The sequence below is a fragment of the Bacillus sp. SLBN-46 genome (assembly GCF_031453555.1).
GTDB lineage: Bacteria > Bacillota > Bacilli > Bacillales > Cytobacillaceae > Neobacillus.
In genome coordinates, this window is sequence record NZ_JAVIZM010000001.1 from 1,049,477 (window position 1) to 1,069,412 (window position 19,936).

The following is a 19,936-nucleotide window of genomic DNA, read 5'->3' on the forward strand; positions in this document are numbered from 1 at the left end:
CACCCCCGGATACTAAACGGTCTGTTAACTATATCAAATCATTTTTCATTATGTCAACTTAGTTGACGATATATTTTGTTGAGTTATTATCAACCGAGTTGACTATTTTATAAAAAAAAACCCCCGCTTCGTTGTCATTTAGATGAACAAAGCAGGGGGGGGAATGGATGTTTATATTAAATATCCCAATCTAATTTTAATAGATTTTTAAGGAGTGTTACTTGCTCCGAACCTATTTTTGCGGCAATTTTATTCTCAAGTTGGGCTTTGAGGGCTGCGTTTTTTTCGTAGCATTCTTCTCCTAAATCAGTTAATTGAATGCACTTTTCTTTCTTATTGTTTTCTACATTTTTGATTTCGACTAATCCTTTTTCAGCAAGTTTTTGGATAAACTTATGTATCGCCTGACGAGAAATCTCTACATTTTTTGTCACATACGAAATGCTGGGCTGTTTTTGATAAATCCTAGCCATGATATACCATTCAGAATTTGAAATATAAATCTCACTTTGATCGTTCCAGGCTTTCTCGGCTATTTTTCGAACCAAACTATGACGCTCACTTATTAAATCGATAAGATCTAAATCTTGTAATTCAGAGTTTGAAATCAAACGATTCACTCCAATCCTAATCATCGCCATTACTATACAAAATCCGGGATTGGATGTCAATTTGGTTTACATTCAAAAGCATCCCTGGTGCCAAAGAGATCAATTAAAGTCCTCCAAGAAGTATATAAGTTTTTGAGTGTTTGGGTTAAAATGGAAGTGTTATGCAATATCAGGGAGTGAGTGTATGTTAGATCAAATCAAAGGTGCACTATTTGGATTTGCAATTGGTGACGCGTTAGGCGGGACCACCGAATTCTTAAATAAAGAAGAAATCGAACATAAATATGGTCGGGTTACGGACATAATCGGTGGAGGCGTTTGGGACTTAGAAAAGGGAGAAACCACAGATGATACAGCTATGACAATCTGCGTAGCACGGGGGATTTTAAAAAATCCACAAAATCCCGTGGAGGCCATTGGAGAAGAGTTTATTAAATGGTATGATTCCCGACCAAAGGATATAGGAATCATCATACGTACGGTTTTGGGGCTCTATGATGGTAATTGGTTTGAGACGGCTAAAAAAGCACACTATCAATCTCTTAACAAAATGACAGCAGGGAACGGTTCGCTTATGCGTTGTCTGCCAGTTGCCCTAGCCTACCAGGACATTGAAGAGGTGGAGGCCATTACACGAAATCAATCGAAGATGACTCATTATGATGGTAAAGCAGACGAAGCTTGCGTTATATATAACCGAATAGCCTGGCATGTCCTACGAGGCAAAGCTATAAAGGTAGCTATCAAAGAGGAAATCGAAGGAACCATCTATGAATCAGCCCTGAGTGGGGAGAAGCCATCGTGCCACCCAAGCGGATATGTAGTTGATACCATGCGTTGGGTGTTGTATTGCCTGCTAACTAGTGAATCCTTTTCCGACGTTGTGATTGGAGCTGCGAATGAAGGGCACGATTCCGACACGATCGCTGCAATTGCAGGGGGATTGGCTGGATTATCATGCGGGTATAAGATGCTCCCAAGAGAGTATTGTGAGGTTTTGTTGGTGAAGGCTGAGTTAGAAGAATTAGCTATAAAACTTACCTAAAATAAAAACAGAGCAAGTCACAAAATGCACTCGCTCTCAACGATCTGGATTAGCTGCTTTAATTGTGCGACACTCTGGTCTAGTGAAAGGGAATAATAGCGCTGGGTTCCCTTTTGTTCACTGACGACGAGTTGGGTGTCGCGCATGATTTTTAAGTGATGGGAGATGGCCGGGCGCGATAGGTTCGACTGCTCGGCGATCTCATTGACACTTAACGGTTCCTTTTCCGCAAGCAACAGGATAATGTCCTGCCTTGCCGGGTCCGCTAGAGCGGTAAATAACGGTATACATGAACGAAATACATCGATTGCTTGTTGGGCCATGCCTAACTTTCCCCCTTTTTGCATAAAAATGTTACTTTTCCCCTGCAACATATTTGGATATTTTCGCCGCTACGCTTCTTGGCATAAATTTTGCCCCAAGCACCCCTGCTTTATTTAAGCCGCCTGTCACAATGACACGTTTCCCGCGCATCAATGCCTCGTACCCCTGTTTTGCCACCACATCCGAGGACATCGCTTGATTAAACATTTTCGAGTTCTCGACACTCGCCACCGCACCGAAGTTCGTTTTTGTGGCACCAGGGCAAAGGGTGGTTACAGTTACGCCGGTACCGGCAAGCTCCTCCACAAGTGCTTCCGAGAAGGAAAGAACGTAGGCTTTGCTCGCAAAATAAACAGCCATCAATGGACCAGGCTGGAATGCCGCCGTACTTGCGACATTCAGAATTCTGCCGCTGTTTCGTTGCTTCATTTTAGGCAGGAAGTAGTAGGTAAGTTCCGTTAGGGCCGTGATGTTTAATTGAATCATATTGGTCTGCTTTTGGATATCGAGTTCATCAAAGTTGCCCATTAAACCGAAGCCGGCATTATTCACAAGAACGTCAACCGAAAGCCCTTTTTGTTCGACTTCTTCAAAAACCTCCTTCGCCGCTCCTGGAACACTTAAGTCTTTAGAAATGACAGTTACTTCCACATTTGAGTAAGTTTGTTTCATTTCATTAAGAGTGTTTTCGTTTCTAGCAACCAAAACAAGATTATAGCCATCCTTCGCAAACAGTTTTGCAAACTCATAGCCTAAGCCGCTGGTTGCACCGGTTATTAATGCCGTTTTTTTCATAAAAAAGACCTCCATAAGTTGTATATATATGTTCGAGTGTTTAAATGTTTAAGTGTTTAAACATATAATAATTAAAGAACAACTAAATGTCAATGAGAAGTGGGAATGGAAAAAATATGAAACCTTTAATTCTACTGAGCGTATTATTAGGTAGTTTATTAGATGTAGGAGTGATTACAAATGTACGAGCATAAGTTTGTGAAAGTAGATTTAACCATGTTTGGAGGCAAACCAAAAGAAAGCTATCAAGACATAATAATAGAGCATGAAAAGTCTGGATGGGAATTAGTGCAGATTTTTGCTCCAGGAACAGCAGCCTATGGGGCAGCCGCTTATTTTGAAATCATCTTAAAGAGACGAGTGGAGTAGAAGGGGGAACTTTATCACGGTTCATGATGGTCAGTTTTTGTTTTGCTTCTAAATTGGAAATGGAGTATTCTTGTGAATGAGTTCATTTTTAGTTTTTGCAGGAACTATTTATTTATCATAGGAGGATGGTTCGAATGCTAAAGGGGACAGACCCCTTTCGACACAACTCTCCACAAGTGACTACATAGAGCAGGAGGAATTGATTACATGCAGCCGTTATTTTTGAAGCCTGTCTTTAAAGAGAGAATTTGGGGAGGAACAGCCCTAAAGCAAGAGTTTGGATATGAGATTCCATCCGAACATACAGGAGAATGTTGGGCAATTTCTGCTCATCAAAATGGTCCTTCCATCATTGAAAATGGTCCATATGCAGGGATGACTCTTGATGAGGTATGGACCAAGCATCCGGATCTTTTTGGAAATCCAAAAGAAGAAGTGTTTCCTCTATTAACGAAAATTTTAGATGCAAATATGGATTTATCCGTGCAAGTGCACCCAGATGATGCGTATGCAAAGGTTAACGAAAATGGAGACCTAGGAAAGACAGAATGCTGGTACATCATCGATTGTAAAGAAGATGCTGACATGATCTTCGGCCACAATGCGAAAACAAGGGAAGAATTAGTAGAACAGATCAACGAAGGAAAATGGACTGATCTCCTTCGTCGTGTAAAAATTAAGCCAGGGGACTTTTTCTATGTACCAAGTGGCACGATTCACGCGTTGTGCGAAGGCACACTTGTGCTAGAAACACAGCAAAGTTCTGATACCACTTACCGAGTATACGATTATGACCGCCGCGACGCGGAAGGTAATTTACGTGAACTTCATTTGGAAAAAGCGATTGAGGTAACGACTGTTCCACACCAAGATGCAGAGACGGCACCTCGAGTGAAAGAGGAAGAGAACGCAACGGTAACTACTTTTGTCGAATCAGAGTTCTTTTCTGTGTACAAATGGGATGTCCACGGAAAGGCTAGCTTCTCTTTTGCAGACAAATACGTGCTATTCAGCGTAATTAAAGGTGAAGGATCCCTTGTCCATCAAGGTGAAACCTATAATTTGAACAAAGGAACGCACTTTATACTCCCTGTTGGAGTTGGCCGATTCGAAATTGACGGCAATTGCGAATTGATTGTTTCACATACGTAAATAAGAAAGAAGGGGACAGTCCCTCAGCGCTTTAAAGCGCCGGGGGACTGTCCCCTTCTTGTTATCTTAAAATAAAATTGACTTTTTAAAATATTCAGAATAAACTTTACCTATCAGATAGGTGGACAGTCGTATAGTAGAAAATGAGAGAGAAGGTGACCGTCTCATGAAAACGATCAAAAAAGTATCAATGCACGAAATGATCGCGGAAGAAATCAAGAAATACATAAATGACCATCAATTGAAAAAGGGGGACAAACTGCCGTCTGTAGCCGAACTGACTAGCATTCTCGGTGTGAGCCGCTCGAGCATCCGCGAGGGCTTACGCTACCTTGAAGGGTTCGATGTTATTGAGGTCCAAAACGGAAAAGGCATCTTCGTGAAAGAAGGAGACGGTTTGAAAATCGAAGCCAAAATAGATGTAGAGCAGGAAAAAAACTATCTGCTCCACATAAGTGAACTGCGTAGAGCGCTAGAAGGAAAAGCCGTAGAATTAGCAACGCTAAGAGCAACCGATGAAGAAATCGAAGAAATGGACCAGCTGATCACTGAAGTCATCCGGCTAAGAGATGCAGGGATTGATTCATCTGAAGTGGACTGGGAATTTCATAAAGTCATTTATCGAGCCTCCCATAACCCCTTGCTAGAAAGTGTCGCCGAATCCGTCTCCGACACCTTCAATAAACTCTGGAGCAAGCCGTTTGGCATTGAACATATTTTCAGTGACACCCTGACATTCCACAGCACGATGCTTGACGGCATCAAACAGCGCGACCCAGCTTATGCGTTACAAGAGTTTAATAAAATCATAGATGCAGTCGAACACACCGTCCGCCGCATCTAGGCAACAGCCATACTAGGCTAACACGGTTCGGCACAAAACTAACGAAAGAAGGAATGAGAATGACGAACAAATTTTTATCAGATGAACATATTGTCACCCATCTCGGTGACGAATATGACCGCTTCCACGGAGCCGTTGTTCCGCCTATCTATCAAAATTCTCTCTTTGTCTTTAAGGATTTTGACCAGCTCGCCGAAGCCATGAAGGACGAGCAAAACAGCTATCTCTACTGGCGTGGCACCAATCCCACCGTCCAAATCGTCGAGCAAAAAATTGCCGCCCTCGAAAAAGGTGAGAAATGTAAACTATTCGCCTCAGGAATGGCCGCTATTTCATCTGCCATCCTCACGTTCCTAAAAGCAGGAGATCACGTACTAAGCATTAGCAATATTTACGGACCTACCACGAAGTTTTTCACCTATGCCGAAAAATTTGGTATCACTCACACCAACACACTTCAAACCGATCTAGACACCATTGAATCTCTCATCAAGCCCAACACCAAAGTCATCTACCTAGAAAGCCCAACCACCATGACCTTTAAGCTCGTTGACCTGAAGGCCATTGCCGACCTAGCCAAGCAGCGCGGTATCAAAACGATTATTGATAACACTTGGGCGACTCCTATTTTCCAGAACCCTATTACACTAGGAATCGATATGGTGGTCCATTCCGTTTCCAAATACTTAGGGGGCCATAGCGACCTCGTTGGCGGGGCGCTCATCACCAGCAAAGAAATCATGGATCACCTATTCTATCACGAATATCAATTACTCGGCGGAGTCATGCCACCCTATGAAGCCTGGCTGTTAATGCGTGGACTGCGCACCCTGCCTCTACGAATGAAAGCACATCAAGAAAGCGGGATGAAAATTGCCACCTTTTTAGAAAACCATCCTTCTGTCAAAAAAGTAAACTATCCAGGCTTAAAAAGCTCTCCAGATTATGAACTCGGCACCAAGCAATTAAAAGGATATTCCGGTTTATTGAGCTTTGAACTCGCGAACAATTCCTTCGAGTCCGTTCGCAAGGTGATTAACAACCTGAAACAGTTCCAAATCGGAGTTTCTTGGGGGGGCTTTGAGAGTCTCGTCATCTCACCGAATTACGGCTATAACACGGAGCAACTGGTTGCTAGCGGCATGGATCCAGGCTTAATTCGACTATCTGTCGGGTTAGAAAACGTCGATGAACTGATGGAAGACCTCAACACGGCATTTAGAGCTACAATCACAAACGGTATAAAAGGCTGACCTTTTATATAAAAAAGAAAAACATTTCAGAGGGGGATAAATTTGATGCTTCATCTCAAAAAAGGATTTTTGATGTTGGTGCTTGTCATGGTTTTCCTAGGCCTACTCGCAGGCTGTAGCGAATCCAAAGAAACAAGCTCGGAAGAAGGCGAAGCCAAAGTCACACTACGAATGGTTGAGAGTATTACAAGCCCAGCAAGAACCAAGCTGTTGAAACAGATGATTTCCAAGTTTGAAAAAGAAAATCCAGGGATTAAAGTGGAGCTCATCTCCCCGCCATTAAAGAGTGCGGATGAAAAAATCACCCAAATGTTAATGGCAAAAGAGGATATCGATGTATTAGAGGTCCGCGAGCAAACCGTTAAAAATTTCGCGAATAACAAGTTTATTGAAGACCTTTCCCGCTATACAAGCCAGTGGAAGGAGTGGGATACATTAACCGAAACCATCAAACACGGTGCGACTGCGGTTGACCACAATCCTTATTACATTCCATATGGTGTGTATGAAAAAACGTTATTTTACAGAAAAGATTGGTTTGAAGAGGCTGGCATCAAAGTTCCAGAAACTTGGGATGAGCTAGTGGACGCGGCCATTAAATTGACGGACAAATCGAAGAATCGCTACGGCTACAGCTTTAGAGGCGGTGCCGGTGCAGCGGATTATATTGAATTTATGACATGGTCTTATCTTGGAAAAAATATTGTCCAGAATGATGCCTATTTTACAAAAGAAGGAAAAACGATGTTTGAAACGCCTGAAGCAAAACAAGTACTAGATACGTATTTGAAATTATACAAAGAAGCATCGCCACCAGATTCCGTTAGCTGGAGCTACCCTGAAATGGTTCAAGGCTTCACATCTGGCATGACAGCGATGTTAATCCAGGACCCAGAGGTTATTGTAACGGCTGAGGAAAATATGAAAAAAGGGACGTGGGCAACCGCTCCACTTCCAAAAGGTACGCCATCAGGTGTGGCTCAACAGCCTGCCGGAACAGCTGGTTGGGGAATTGGAGCTTACTCGAAGCATAAGGATGAAGCTTGGAAGCTAGTTTCTTTCCTATCAAGCCCAGAGCAAAACCTATACTTTGCTAAAAATAATTCGTTAATTCCGATTCATTTAAGTGCAGGGGATGACCCGTATTTCAAGGAAGGTTACTTCAGCTCTTATATCCAAATGAATGCAAAGCCAGAAGAGTTCTTGATTGCTGACCGTCCTGTTGAGTACAAGGGTTATGCAGAATACAGAGCGATGGCTGATAAAGATATTCAGGCCATGTTGTTAGGAAAGCTATCGAAGGAAGACGCATTAGCCAAGTGGTCTGATTTTTGGAAAAAGGAAAAAGCCAATAAAAAATAGCACCGGTGGGGGCAGTGGAGTTCTGCTGCCCCCTTATGTTTTAGAGAGGAGCGTATGACACTTGAAGACGCAAACTGAACCAGTTACCAATCGAAGCTTGCCAACGTTTTCGATCTCCAAGCATGGATTGTTTATTTTCCTTAGCTTACTTCCTGCCTTATTGCTTGTCGCCGTTTTCATCTATTATCCATTATTCAAAGGGGTCATTATGGCCTTCCAAAATTACTCTCTATTTGACTTAACGAACATCGAGTTCATCGGATTCGATAACTTTAAAACTGTCATGGCTGATCCTGGATTTAAAGAGTCATTAGTGAATAGCTTCTATTGGGTGTTTTTTTCACTCATTCCCCAGTTTGTGATTGGGTTTGTGGTTGCACTATTATTGCGGAGAAAGTTCCGAGGCAGAGGCGTGTACCAAGCCTTTATCTTCTTTCCATGGGCGATGTCCGGTTTCTTAATCGGGTTGATTTGGCGGTGGATGTTAAATGGGCAAAGTGGCGTGATAAATGACCTGTTGTTGAAGGCAGGAATCATTGATACCGCGATTCCTTTTTTAGCAGATCCCACTTGGTCGATGGTTTCCGTCATTGTGGCAAACGTCTGGTATGGAATCACCTTTTTTTCCATCATGATTTTAGCCGCCCTGCAGTCGATTCCAGACGAGTTGTTTGAAGCGGCCAAGATTGACGGGGCAAACTATTTCCAACAGTTGTTCAAGATTACCGTTCCGTATATTTTACCGACGCTGATTGTCACAACGTTATTGCGCGTGATTTGGATTTTAAACTTCCCTGATTTGATTTATTCGTTAACTAACGGCGGGCCAGCAGGATCCACTCATATTCTTTCAACTTTCATGCTGGAAAAATTAATCATGGGACAGAACTATGGACAGGCTGCTTCGATTGGTGTCATTATGATTTTCCTTTTATTGTGCTTTTCTATTTTTTATTTATTGGCAACGAAATTCAATAAAGCGGGTGATTTTTAATGACGAGGCTCATCAATTGGAAGCTGCTGTTTAAGGTGATTTTTCTATCCTTGTTCCTTGTCTTTACGGTGTTTCCGCTTTACTGGATTTTCATTACGTCGCTAAAACCAGGCAAGGACATGTTTACCTTCCCCATTCACTATTGGCCGGAAACGATTACGTTTGAAAATTATATTGATATTTTTAAAATCTCTAATTTTGGTATTTATATCACGAATAGCTTGATTTTGTCTGTGGTTGCTGGAGTGTTCTCTCTTCTCATTGCGATGCTGAGCGGCTATGTCCTGGCACGTTTTGAATTTAAAGGGAAATCGCAAGTGATTTTTGCCTTTTTTATTACGCAAATGATCCCGTTATTTATAGGGTTAGCGCCATTATATTTATTGATGTCCAAGCTGCAACTGCTCAACCGGTTACCAGCCCTTATGCTGATGTATACGGTCATGATGGTGCCTTTTTGTACGGTGATTATGAAGGGGTTTTTCGAGCGGATTCCATCTACTCTTGAGGAAGCGGCGATGATTGATGGGTGCTCGAGACTGACCGCGTTATTTAAAGTTATCATCCCCGTGATGCTGCCTGGGATTGCAGCCACTTTTATTTTCGCCTTTGTTCAGTGCTGGAATGAGTTGTTTCTGGCGATTATGTTTATCGATAAGGAGGAAGCGAAAACGATTCCGGTTGCCATGAATTCTTTTATTACGAAGTATGATATCGACTGGGGATCTATGTCTGCGGCCACCGTATTATCCGTCATCCCAACGCTCATCCTTTTCGCCTTTGCGCAAAAATACATTGTTGAAGGCATGACACAAGGTTCGGTCAAAGGATAAATGGTTTGGCCATCCGCTGATTGGCAGGTGTTATCCGCCAATTGAGAGAGGTTATGCGCTGATTGGAAGAGGCTATCCGCTAATGGATCAGGTTATCCACTGATTGAGTGAGGCACTCTACCTGCTTATCGCAAATAAAAGTGACTTATCCGCAAATAAAAACTGGTTATCCGCAAATAAATGTGGATTATTCGCAAATAAAAGCGAGTTATCCGCAAATAAAAGATGTTGCATCCACTTTTCAATGTGGATCATCCACAAATATCATGGGTTTCTCCACATAAAAAAGTGGATGACTCGTAAGAAAACCGAATCATCCACAAGAAAGATCTACCTTATCCCCAAAAGGAGATAAAAATGGCTAAAAAAATCGATATCCACAAAATAATAGCTATATTTATCCACCATGGAGACAACGGCTGGGGACAGTCCCCCAGCGCTTTACCGCACTGGGGGACTGTCCCCGCGCAATGTTTTAATGGCTTTTACCACCAAAACAGTGTAGCCAATGAGTAGTCCGTACCCAATCACAATAATCAGACCTGGTACATAGCCCGGTGTGTTCCCTGAATCGGTAGACATTCCTGCTAAAAAGAGTGGGGCAATTGGCAGCATGAGGACACCTGGTCCTGAACTAACCAATATTAGTGCACTTGGAGCAAGAGCGATCCAAGGCCAAATCGGCTTTTTCTTTTTCTCTGACCCGCCGTCTAATGGCTCGGCTGTTTTCTCTCCTTTGCCACCTATTAGTTCTATTGGTTTCTCGCCAACAACAGGCTCAACCGTTTTAATCCACGCTCTATAGGTTTTTATCGCAACAAATGCTTTTTTCATTCCCCATCCGATCACAATGAGTACACATAGTCCGATGACCATGAACAGGACTGAAAAAAAGCTAATCTCATCCGGTTTCCAAAATGGAACTGTCATGAGCATAAGCATGCCTGGTAGAGTAGAAAATGCAAATATTCCACCCCCAATTAAGACAAAATAAGCCCAAATTGGGTTTGTTATCTCTGTCTGTTTCATTACATATTCCCCTTAAAAATAATAGAATTCCACCCTATATTATAAAAAAATTAAGTGGGGAAAAATAGTATTTATATAAAATAATGGAGGGAATCATTCGGTTTTTTTTGTAAAAAGTGAATGATAAAGCATACATGGTTCAAACTAACAAAAAGTAGGTTGAACTGAGGAGAGATTAACATGCCTGAAATGCCAGCTTTAGCGTCATCTGAGATCGGAACATTATGGATGACCTATCAACAAAAGACGATGATTAAACATATGTTAGAGTACTTTATCGAAAAAGCAGACGACCAAGATGCCAAAACAATTATGACAAATTTACATGAAGAGATTGGTCCATATATTGAACAGATTGTTCAACTGTATCAAAGTGAAGGAATCCCTGTGCCAATTGGATTTACGGACCAAGATGTAAATAAAGAGGTACCGAAGCTCTATGATAATGGTTTTGATATCATGTTTGTCCGGATGATTAAAGAAATCAGTATGGCGATGCATACACTAAATATAACGATGTCCTATCGTGATGATGTGATTCAAATGTATATGGACCTTACGAGTATGACTCAAAAATATTATCATCAATGTACCAAATATCTGCTGGAAAAGGGATTAATTCCCCGTTCACCGTATGTTTCAACCACGAAAGATGTGGAGTTTGTCAAAGATACCAACTATTTAGGTGGATTTAACCCGATTAGTGGGAAACGCTCTCTCAACACGGTTGAACTGGCAAATATTTATCATGCCATCGAATCCAATGTGACGGGGATGCAAATGATTTACGGATTTGCTCAATGTGCTGAAAAAAAGGATGTGCGTAAATTTTTCACAAAGGGTGGAGAGATGGCAGCAGCCATCATTAAAGAGATGGGTGAGGTCCTATTAGAAAATAATATTCCCGTTCCATCAACTGCGGGTGGGAACATCACTGCCTCAACCCTTGCGCCCTTCTCAGATAAAATCATGATGTACTGCGTCAGTCTGTTCTGTGGTTTTTCTTTAGGAGGCAACTCAGTAGGCACGGCATTTAGTTTACGGAATGATTTGCCGGTGAAATTGTCGATCTTCATGAAAGATATTTTCGAATATGCGCATGAGGGTGCCAAAATCATGATTAAGCACGGATGGATGGAAGAGCCTCCACAAACAGTGAAACAAAAATAAGCCCGCTGTCCCGATGAAATATTGAGTAAAGTAAAAGAAGTAAGCTCCGCTACTGCTGGGAGCTTACTTCTTTTGCGATGTCATCACCAAAATTATTTAAGATAAAGGTTTCTTCTTCGGCTTTACTTAAGATGCCGTGGGCTTGCCCGACAGTACCGCCTTGATATTGCCAGAAATAATTGTGGTCGTCATCGACTGCCGCAAAATTTTCTGCCTTCCATTTTTCAAGAATAGCCAGCAATTGGTCTTTTCGGTCATAATCACTGTTATTCACAATCTCATACACGCGATTAATGGTGTCAGGCACCATAGGAATGGCTCCCCATTTTTCGTCAGCCTTCACTTTTTGGTGCGTCATCTTGTGCATTACTTCAATGACTTTATATTCGGAGCTGCTGTTGTCAATGCCGATATCGTATTGAACGCCGCCAATTTTATCTGTCTGTTCACTTTCCTCATTCTTAGGAGAAGTAGAGTTATCCACAGCTTCCGCATCTACATGCTCTTGTTTGCTTCCGGAAACGGCCTCGCTGTTGATAAATTTATAGGTTCCATAGAATCCACCTAGTAAAACAGCGAAAACAATGGCTGTAACAATCAAAATTTTCTTCACAACCATCCCCCTTTTATGCCTGTTTTTTACTAAATTTCCTTTTATTTTACATGATTCTTGTAAAAAAAGCTTGTAGGAGGGTCTACAAGCTTTAGAGATTATTTGTTTAAAAGCTTTTGAATGACAAGGTTGGTTAGGTTTGGAACGACTTCTAGTGAGTAGGTCATTTCCATCCGCTCCAATTTCTTGTGTGCATCTAAGCCGTATGGTCCGATGTTGATGACCGGTACATTGATGTCGCGGATGTCTTGATAATCCACAAAGAGCTTCGTGCCCCAGCCTGGATTATTGTTCGTTTCGGCCTTAATGCCTGCTTCATCATCACTCAGGGCGACAAAACTCATATCCGAGATATAAGGGAAGAAGTTTCGCGTCACAATCGGATGTGGATAGTGCGGCTGCATTTCTTCCACCGCTTCATCCAACGCATGAATCAAGTTCAATTCATCCTCTGTTTTTCCGCTCAATTCAATCCTTGGAGAATATAAGGACGAGTAAAATAGAATAATCGCCGGGCTCTTATCCTTCATCCAATTCCACGCTTCCTCTACCACTCTCGCTGCAAACATGCGTGTATCTAATTCCGTATTATTTAAAAGCTTCTCTTTAAACTCATTCATATGTGCAGTGAACGTTTCGCCGTTCTCAGCCACCAATAATTGCTCCATTTCCTCGTACGTCATGACCCTCGGATTCCAAGGATGCTGAACATAGGGTTCCCCACTCAATGCACTGTACTGCTTATATCTTTCTTCAAAAGAAGTCAGGGCATTAGTAAAAGCGATATGAGCCTGTTCTCTTAATTTTTCAAGCACGTCCTTTGGAGACCAAGAGTGGATAAAGAAATTGTAATAGACATAAGCAGATAAAGCCGTTTGAACTGTATATGACGGCTTTAAATCCATTTGCTTTAACGAAACAGGCGGCACGGTCGTCTCGCCAAACGCTTCGTTACAAAGCTCTGGGTTGTAATTGATTTGTCTCGTCAGTTCGGCCGCGATAAAGTTAGGATCTAGCCCCTCAAAGGCTGAGCCTACATGTGTTTCTGCCCCTGTAATAAAAAACGACGGCAGTAATTTTCCGACAGTTCCCTTATAGATATACCGATTGTCATCGCCTTCATAGCGCGGCGCCACGAAATCGGCATTAATCGCAGCGGAATAGGCGAAACCATGTTCATTTTTCCAGCGTTTCAATGTTTTTAACGCAGAAAGAACACCGTGTGAGCTGTCTTCCTCATCACATTCTGCTAAAAGAACCAGGTTTCCGTCTAATTCCTCAGGGTGTTCCGAGTAATATTTTAAGAGATAGAGATGACTAGCGACTCCGCTTTTCATGTCAAGGACGCCACGACCAAACAGCCAATCTCCCGACTGTAAATGTTTTTGTGCAGAAGCGGGCAGATCCTCTTTTTTCAGGGAGTCCATTAGCTCCTCGGGATAGCAGGCCTGATCTTTCAAGTGAGTAAAATCATCAATTCCGACTGTGTCCGTATGACCCATTAGGATGACGGTCCGATTGCTTGTGCCCTTTGTTCCTTTGACAAACGCCAGCACATTATAGCGCTCTTGATTGTCATTGTGGGTCTGTTCTAAAACAAGCTGGCCTGGATTTTCTGAAAAATAGGGCCATGAGGAAATCATTGCATATAAAGCCTGGGCAATAGCTTTTTCGCCATAAGTATTTACGACACTTTCAATGTTTACGAGCTGTTTCGTGAATGCCAGTACATCTTCTCGACATTGCAACATACGCCTAACCTTCTTTTCTAGTAATTTGGAAGTTTGGTATTTTAGAAAAATGTATCTCAAGAAAGAAAACCCGTCAAGGTTTTTCATTTGGATGTAAATTCCATCAAAAATATTATTGCATTTGTTAGAATACTTTTATATACTAAAAAAAGTTTCGTCAAACTAAATATAAAAATCCTCGTCTTTAAGCATTAGATGGGGTAGAGGTCGCGATTTTTATAAGTATCCTATGGGAGATTCAGTGAAATCTATGAAAATAGGAAAAAGGATCAATCGCCGAAGCTTCTGAAATCACTTTTTTCAGAAAGCTGGGTCTGCACTCGAATAGGGGCAGAACTGTCACAGTTCCTTGGAATTGTGGAGAACTATCTTCGCCAATGCTAATTGATGAGGGTGTATCGAACACCGTCATGCGCATATGTGACGGTGTTTTTTTATCAACTAGGGAGGTATATTTATGAAAAAGTATGCAATTTTATTAGCTGCAGCGATGATGTTACTTTTATCAGCATGCGGTACAGAGAAGGCTGACGGAGAAAAAGCAGCAAAAGCTAGCAGTGGCAAGAATGAATTAGTGAAAAAAGGTGCCTTAACGTTCTCTATGACTGGACAATATCCGCCGTTAAACTTTAAAAAGGACGGTAAATTAACTGGATTCGACGTTGAAATCGGAACAGAAATTGCGAAGCGAATTGGCCTGGAAGCCAACCCTGTAACGAACCCATGGGAAACGATTATTCAAGGGTTAAAGGCGAAGAAGTATGATGCGATCATCGGAAGTATGACGGCTACACCTGAGCGTGATAAGCAGGTTGACTTCACGAATCCATATTATCTATCTGGTGCACAGATTTTTGTAGCGGAAGGCAACACAGATATCCAATCGAAGGAAGACCTTAAGGGTAAGTCAATCGGAGTTATTCAAGCAAGCACATGGAAGGACATGGCTGAAGATTTATCTGATCAAGTCAAAGGCTATCCAACAGACGTAAACGCTCTTCAAGACTTGGCACTTGGCCGCTTGGATGCGGTTATTACTGACAAAATTGTTGGGGTAAGTGCGAAAAATGAAAAAGGTCTAAAAATCAAAGCAATCGGTGAATTGTTGAACGAAGACCGTGTAAGCGTAGCGGTTGCTGAAGGTAATAAAGAGCTAGCTGACAAAATCAACGAAGCGATCCAATCAATGATTGACGATGGTACGTACGAAAAAATCAGTATGAAATGGTTCAACACCAACGTAATGGAAAAGTAAGAAATTGTGTCGAAGGGGGACTGTCCCCCTTTGACAAATTAAGGAGGTAAGCCTCGTGGTTTTTTTAGATAATATTATTAGTATTTTTAGTGAGCATGGAATTGCTTTTTTGAAAGCTTCTTGGATGACAATCTCTATTACAGCGATCTCTCTATTATTTGCGATGGTGATTGGTATCATTTTTGCCGCCTTTAAGATTTCCAATAGTAAACTATTAAATCGCATTGCCGACATCTATATTGGGATTATTCGCGGTACCCCACTGATTGTTCAAATCATGTTCTTATATTATGGACTTGCCAACATCGTGAATTTAGATAGCTTCACGGCGGGGGCATTGGCATTGGGTGTTCATGCGGGAGCGTATATTGCAGAAATTTTCAGAGGAGCGGTTCAATCAATTGACCGTGGTCAAATGGAAGCGGCCAGGTCGCTTGGAATGACCTATTCACTTGCGATGAGAAGGATTATTTTTCCGCAGGCTTTCAAAAGATCAATTCCGTCCCTTGCCAATCAGTTCATTATAGGCTTAAAGGATTCTTCGCTAGTTGCTTATATAGCGGTAACAGACCTTTACAACACGGCTCTTAGTGTACAAGGGGAAAACTATATGCCGTTTGAAACGTATTTTGTGGTGGGAATCTATTACTTAATTATCGTCCTTCTTTTCACATGGATTGCCAGCCGTTTGGAGAAGAAACTGGATGTTAGTAAGCCGAAGGAGGTACGTGTTGCATGATTGATGTTCGAAATCTATCAAAATCCTTTGGAAAGCTTGACGTGTTAAAGAATATTGATTTGCAAGTAAATGAACAAGAAGTGGTCGTACTGATTGGTGCCAGCGGTTCTGGAAAAAGTACGTTGCTTCGCTGTTTAAACTTTTTAGAGGTGGCTGAGCAGGGAGAGGTTACGATTGATTCTGAAAAAATTGACCTCACCAAAACGAACTTGAATAAAGTGAGAGAAAAGGTAGGAATGGTGTTTCAGCATTTCAATCTATTCCCGCATAAAACGGTGTTAGAAAACATTATCGAAGCCCCAATTTTTGTTAGAAAAGAAACGAAAGAAGCGGCTAGTGCAAAAGCGACGGCCCTTTTGAAAAAGGTTGGCCTCGCTGATAAGGCAAACTACTATCCGGAGCAGCTGTCTGGTGGGCAAAAGCAGCGGGTGGCGATTGCAAGAGCGTTGGCGATGGAACCAAAAGTCATGCTGTTTGATGAGCCGACTTCGGCATTGGACCCTGAGCTAGTAGGGGAAGTGCTTCAGGTTATGAAGGACCTTGCTCGCGAAGGGATGACGATGGTCATCGTTACCCATGAAATGGGGTTTGCCCGAGAAGTGGCTGACCGTGTGATCATGCTTGCGGACGGTAATATAATAGAAGAAGGACATCCAAGCGAGATATTTGTGAACCCTCAGCATGAGCGGACACAGCGGTTCTTGAATCAAATCTTATAGGATCCCATTCAAAAATGACGTGTGAATTGCCACACGTTATTTTTCCATTTATTAAAGTAAAGGGTGCATTTCTTCAAGAAGGAGAAATGCACTTTAATATTGAAGTAATGTTGTAGGTTGGTTCAACAAGATAAAAGAGGGAGTTGAAAAATGAAATTTAATAAAGAAGAATCTAAAAACTTAGATCATGGATATGAAGATATAATAGAGTTATCCAGGAGTTGTAAATTTTCTGACTGTACTCATATAAACGAGATTGACTGTGCAGTTAAAAAGGCAATTTCTGAAGGTACTCTTACAGTAGAAAGATTTAATAACTATTATAGTGATAAAAACGAAGCAGAATATGTTTCTAAACAAAAGAATAAAACTAAGGCTATCGATTACATGAAACAAAGGAAACTTTTTAAAAGGTAAATAAAAAGGAAGCTAATCTTAAAAAGACTAGCTTCCTATTTTTTCATTGGGTTCTGTTAAAATGGCCTGTTGATTTCCGCTCCAGGCACTTCGCTTTCCGTGGGTGTTTCGGCGAGCCTCCTCGGCGCTAGCGCCTGCGGGGTCTCCCCTGAACCATACTCCCACAGGAGTCTTCGTGCCTTCCGCTCCAATCAACAGGGTGTAACAGTCAACACCGTTCTTTAACACAGCATTTTATTACAATCTATTTTTCTCAGCCGAATCAACCGTATGTTTCAAGAGCATGGAAATGGTAACAGGGCCTACACCACCTGGGACAGGTGTGATGGCACTAGCAACCTCTAAACATGCCTCATAATCGATATCTCCAATATTTCCTTTGTTATATCCAGCGTCGAGGACAGCAGCCCCCTCTTTAAGCCAGGAACCTTGAATAAATTTGGGTTTTCCTACCGCTGCCACCACGATATCTGCTTGTTTTAAAATGTCGGGTAGGTTTGTCGTTTTGGAATGGCATGTTGTCACCGTCGCATTTTCATTAAGAAGTAACGCCGAAACAGGCTTACCTAAGATCGGGCTTCTTCCCACAACAACCGCATGTTTCCCTTCGACTGGAATCTTATAATAGTTGATGATTTCCATAATTGCTGCTGGCGTACAGGATGGATACTGTCCAAACCCTAATGCCGTCTGGCCGTAACCTGCACTTGTCACTCCATCTACGTCTTTTCGAATATCAATGGCTTCGAAAGCCAGGCGCTCATCGATGTGGGATGGGACCGGATGCTGCAGGAGAATCCCATGTACAGTTTCATCTTCATTTAATTCTTTGATTGCTGTTAACAATTCTTCTGTCGTTGTTTCTTCAGGCAAATGGACCCGAATTGAATGAATACCTAATTTTTCACAAGCATTCCCTTTCATTCTTACGTATGTTTCTGAGGAAGGATCATTTCCTACTAAAATGGTGGCAAGGCACGGGATGATCCCATTATCCTTAAGCGTTTCAATTCGTCCTTTTAATTTTTCTTTGATTTCTTTAGCTACAACAGTTCCATCTAAAATGATTTTTTCCATATTATCGCCTCCGAAAGAAAATAAAAAAGAGATAAGGAAATACAACCTTATCTCTGCCCAGACGACCCGACCATATAAGTACACAGCTTCCTTGTGGTTTTTTCCACAGATGTCGTCAGTTACTGTGACTGCTTTTGTTATATGAAAAAGATAACATAAAAAGAATAATTGTCAACCGTACAAGTTGGCTGTTTTTTTCTACTATTAATTATGCTGTTGATCATACTGCTGTTGTGCCTCATTAATCGCGCCGGCCCATTGATCTAACAACTCTTCCACCGTCATGCTTCCGCTTAACACTGCTTGAATGCTAGGGTCCACGATGGTATACAGGATTCTGCTGTATTCCGGCAGATAGAAGGGAGGCTCATTAAGAATGGTCTCCGGGTCACTATAGACTTTCGCAGCTATTTGAATGTGAGGGGCAGTCTTTACCCACGCTTCATTTAGTACATCCGTATTCGTCGGGATTTGACCGACGTTTCGATTCCAATAGCTTTGGGCAAACTTGGAATTCATGAATTGAACAAACTTCCATGCCTCTTTCGGATGCTTGGTTTCTTTAAAAATACTAATGCCAATAGCGTTTCCGGCTTCTGCTGCATATTGCCCTTTAACTGACTTTGGCAAAGGAACTGCCTGGAATTGATCTGGTGTAAATACTTCGCTATGCTCGGCATAAGAGCCTAAATTATGCTGCACCATTGCTGCAACACCTGTATCGAATCCAGCAAGCATCGCTTTATAATCATTGGTGATATCACTCTTAGGGGTGTAGTTTTGATACAAAGCTAAATATTTCTTTAAAAATTCTACATGCTTTGGATCGTTAATGGTACTTTTTCCATTAATGACGGAGGCTTCAATGCCCGAGTAGGCATACATCATTCGCTGCAACTGAAAAGACGCGCCTGCCCCTCCACGGATGGTAAAGCCATAGCGCTTTTTGGAAGGATCAGTTAATTTTTCAGCGGTACGAAAAAACTCATCCCACGTTTCAGGAACTTTCATATGTGCCTCTTTCAACCAATCGGATCGGACCCAGAGGATATCAAGGTTCTGTGTATAAGGAATTCCATATAATTTTTGGTCGACTACGATTTGTTGATTAAACCGAATCGCATCTTTATTTATTTTTTCCTTTTCACTCCAGTTAGCAAAATAGGAATCGAGGGGCAGTAGCGCATGTCGAGAGGAATACTCCGGAAGCCAGCTGGTATAGACACTACCAATATCTGGTGTATCTTCTGCTGCAATCGCTGCATCGAACGTTGCTTTTGCTGAGTCTTTCGGTAAGCCTACATATTTTATATCAATGGTTGGATTCTCTTTTTCAAATTTGTCTATTAGTTCTTTCCAAATGGGCGTACGCTGTGGCCCTGAATTGTCATCCCAAAAAGTGAGATGGACGATTTGCTCTGTTTTTTGACTGGATTTCTGTGTTGATTGATCCTTTCCGTGACACCCGGTTAGTGCCAATGAAGCAGCCATGGTCATGGCAAGCATGGAGGTCGTTACTTTCTTCCTTAGCATTCTTAATTCTCCTTATTGATGCCTTAAAGTAATTCTTTCCATACCATGACG

21 protein-coding genes and 2 riboswitches are annotated in these 19,936 nt (G+C 41.8%); of the genes, 13 read left to right on the top strand and 8 right to left on the bottom strand.

Annotated features, from left to right (window positions below; genetic code table 11):
• Window positions 1-176: 176 nt before the first annotated feature.
• Entirely contained in the window at window positions 177-641 is a 465-nt protein-coding gene (locus tag QFZ87_RS05435; protein WP_309858759.1) for a MarR family winged helix-turn-helix transcriptional regulator, read from the bottom strand.
• A 154-nt stretch (window positions 642-795) separates the two neighbouring features.
• Here QFZ87_RS05435 and QFZ87_RS05440 point away from each other — a divergent pair, with 154 nt between their 5' ends.
• Complete coding sequence (locus QFZ87_RS05440) at window positions 796-1,656, top strand: ADP-ribosylglycohydrolase family protein (RefSeq protein ID WP_309858761.1); 861 nt, start codon at window positions 796-798, stop codon at window positions 1,654-1,656.
• Between the two features lie 17 nt (window positions 1,657-1,673).
• On the opposite strand, the gene QFZ87_RS05445 is transcribed toward QFZ87_RS05440, so the two are convergent.
• Window positions 1,674-1,979: an ArsR/SmtB family transcription factor gene (locus QFZ87_RS05445; protein WP_309858764.1), complete on the bottom strand. Its 306-nt coding sequence runs from the start codon at window positions 1,977-1,979 to the stop codon at window positions 1,674-1,676.
• Window positions 1,980-2,010: 31 nt separating this feature from the next.
• Entirely contained in the window at window positions 2,011-2,775 is a 765-nt protein-coding gene (locus tag QFZ87_RS05450; protein WP_309858767.1) for an SDR family NAD(P)-dependent oxidoreductase, read from the bottom strand.
• 180 nt (window positions 2,776-2,955) lie between these two features.
• Between QFZ87_RS05450 and QFZ87_RS05455 the strand changes: the two genes are divergently transcribed.
• The 7 genes from QFZ87_RS05455 (at window position 2,956) to QFZ87_RS05485 (ending at window position 9,582) form a co-directional block, all read left to right on the top strand.
• Complete coding sequence (locus QFZ87_RS05455) at window positions 2,956-3,144, top strand: DUF4177 domain-containing protein (protein ID WP_309858770.1); 189 nt, start codon at window positions 2,956-2,958, stop codon at window positions 3,142-3,144.
• Between the two features lie 207 nt (window positions 3,145-3,351).
• Window positions 3,352-4,296, top strand: coding sequence for a mannose-6-phosphate isomerase, class I (manA, locus tag QFZ87_RS05460; protein WP_309858773.1), 945 nt, complete (start codon window positions 3,352-3,354; stop codon window positions 4,294-4,296).
• 166 nt (window positions 4,297-4,462) lie between these two features.
• The gene (locus tag QFZ87_RS05465; protein WP_309858776.1) at window positions 4,463-5,140 is read left to right on the top strand and encodes a FadR/GntR family transcriptional regulator; all 678 of its coding nucleotides are present in this window, start codon (window positions 4,463-4,465) and stop codon (window positions 5,138-5,140) included.
• Between the two features lie 59 nt (window positions 5,141-5,199).
• Window positions 5,200-6,393: a trans-sulfuration enzyme family protein gene (locus QFZ87_RS05470; RefSeq protein ID WP_309858780.1), complete on the top strand. Its 1,194-nt coding sequence runs from the start codon at window positions 5,200-5,202 to the stop codon at window positions 6,391-6,393.
• Between the two features lie 45 nt (window positions 6,394-6,438).
• Window positions 6,439-7,755 carry an ABC transporter substrate-binding protein gene (locus QFZ87_RS05475; RefSeq protein WP_309858783.1) on the top strand — a complete coding sequence of 439 codons (1,317 nt, stop codon included), beginning with the start codon at window positions 6,439-6,441 and terminating at the stop codon, window positions 7,753-7,755.
• 61 nt (window positions 7,756-7,816) lie between these two features.
• Window positions 7,817-8,749 (top strand): carbohydrate ABC transporter permease, encoded by a 933-nt coding sequence (locus QFZ87_RS05480; RefSeq protein ID WP_309858786.1) that lies wholly within the window; start codon window positions 7,817-7,819, stop codon window positions 8,747-8,749.
• Window positions 8,749-9,582: a carbohydrate ABC transporter permease gene (locus QFZ87_RS05485; RefSeq protein ID WP_309858789.1), complete on the top strand. Its 834-nt coding sequence runs from the start codon at window positions 8,749-8,751 to the stop codon at window positions 9,580-9,582. The genes QFZ87_RS05480 and QFZ87_RS05485 overlap by 1 nt, the downstream gene beginning before the upstream one ends.
• Window positions 9,583-10,023: 441 nt before the next feature.
• Here QFZ87_RS05485 and QFZ87_RS05490 read toward each other — a convergent pair whose 3' ends face one another.
• Window positions 10,024-10,611, bottom strand: a complete 588-nt coding sequence (locus QFZ87_RS05490) for a hypothetical protein (protein ID WP_309858792.1) — start codon at window positions 10,609-10,611, stop codon at window positions 10,024-10,026.
• 180 nt (window positions 10,612-10,791) lie between these two features.
• Here QFZ87_RS05490 and QFZ87_RS05495 point away from each other — a divergent pair, with 180 nt between their 5' ends.
• Window positions 10,792-11,781 carry a DUF3231 family protein gene (locus QFZ87_RS05495; protein ID WP_309858795.1) on the top strand — a complete coding sequence of 330 codons (990 nt, stop codon included), beginning with the start codon at window positions 10,792-10,794 and terminating at the stop codon, window positions 11,779-11,781.
• 49 nt (window positions 11,782-11,830) lie between these two features.
• On the opposite strand, the gene QFZ87_RS05500 is transcribed toward QFZ87_RS05495, so the two are convergent.
• Complete coding sequence (locus QFZ87_RS05500) at window positions 11,831-12,394, bottom strand: DUF6241 domain-containing protein (protein WP_309858798.1); 564 nt, start codon at window positions 12,392-12,394, stop codon at window positions 11,831-11,833.
• A 98-nt stretch (window positions 12,395-12,492) separates the two neighbouring features.
• On the bottom strand, window positions 12,493-14,145 hold the full coding sequence (locus QFZ87_RS05505; protein WP_309858800.1) for a M20/M25/M40 family metallo-hydrolase: 1,653 nt from the start codon (window positions 14,143-14,145) through the stop codon (window positions 12,493-12,495).
• Between the two features lie 193 nt (window positions 14,146-14,338).
• A riboswitch (Lysine riboswitch) is annotated at window positions 14,339-14,521 on the top strand.
• A gap of 81 nt (window positions 14,522-14,602) precedes the next feature.
• Here QFZ87_RS05505 and QFZ87_RS05510 point away from each other — a divergent pair.
• The 4 genes from QFZ87_RS05510 (at window position 14,603) to QFZ87_RS05525 (ending at window position 17,275) form a co-directional block, all read left to right on the top strand.
• Window positions 14,603-15,400, top strand: coding sequence for an ABC transporter substrate-binding protein (locus tag QFZ87_RS05510; protein ID WP_309858803.1), 798 nt, complete (start codon window positions 14,603-14,605; stop codon window positions 15,398-15,400).
• A gap of 55 nt (window positions 15,401-15,455) precedes the next feature.
• Complete coding sequence (locus tag QFZ87_RS05515) at window positions 15,456-16,139, top strand: amino acid ABC transporter permease (protein ID WP_309858807.1); 684 nt, start codon at window positions 15,456-15,458, stop codon at window positions 16,137-16,139.
• Window positions 16,136-16,858, top strand: a complete 723-nt coding sequence (locus QFZ87_RS05520; RefSeq protein ID WP_309858809.1) for an amino acid ABC transporter ATP-binding protein — start codon at window positions 16,136-16,138, stop codon at window positions 16,856-16,858. The genes QFZ87_RS05515 and QFZ87_RS05520 overlap by 4 nt, the downstream gene beginning before the upstream one ends.
• Before the next feature lie 150 nt (window positions 16,859-17,008).
• Window positions 17,009-17,275 (top strand): hypothetical protein, encoded by a 267-nt coding sequence (locus QFZ87_RS05525; RefSeq protein WP_309858812.1) that lies wholly within the window; start codon window positions 17,009-17,011, stop codon window positions 17,273-17,275.
• A 237-nt stretch (window positions 17,276-17,512) separates the two neighbouring features.
• Here QFZ87_RS05525 and QFZ87_RS05530 read toward each other — a convergent pair whose 3' ends face one another.
• Window positions 17,513-18,352, bottom strand: coding sequence for a bifunctional 5,10-methylenetetrahydrofolate dehydrogenase/5,10-methenyltetrahydrofolate cyclohydrolase (locus QFZ87_RS05530; RefSeq protein WP_309858814.1), 840 nt, complete (start codon window positions 18,350-18,352; stop codon window positions 17,513-17,515).
• 48 nt (window positions 18,353-18,400) lie between these two features.
• Window positions 18,401-18,485, bottom strand: a riboswitch (ZMP/ZTP riboswitch).
• 71 nt (window positions 18,486-18,556) lie between these two features.
• Window positions 18,557-19,885 carry an ABC transporter substrate-binding protein gene (locus QFZ87_RS05535; RefSeq protein WP_309858817.1) on the bottom strand — a complete coding sequence of 443 codons (1,329 nt, stop codon included), beginning with the start codon at window positions 19,883-19,885 and terminating at the stop codon, window positions 18,557-18,559.
• Window positions 19,886-19,936: the final 51 nt, after the last annotated feature.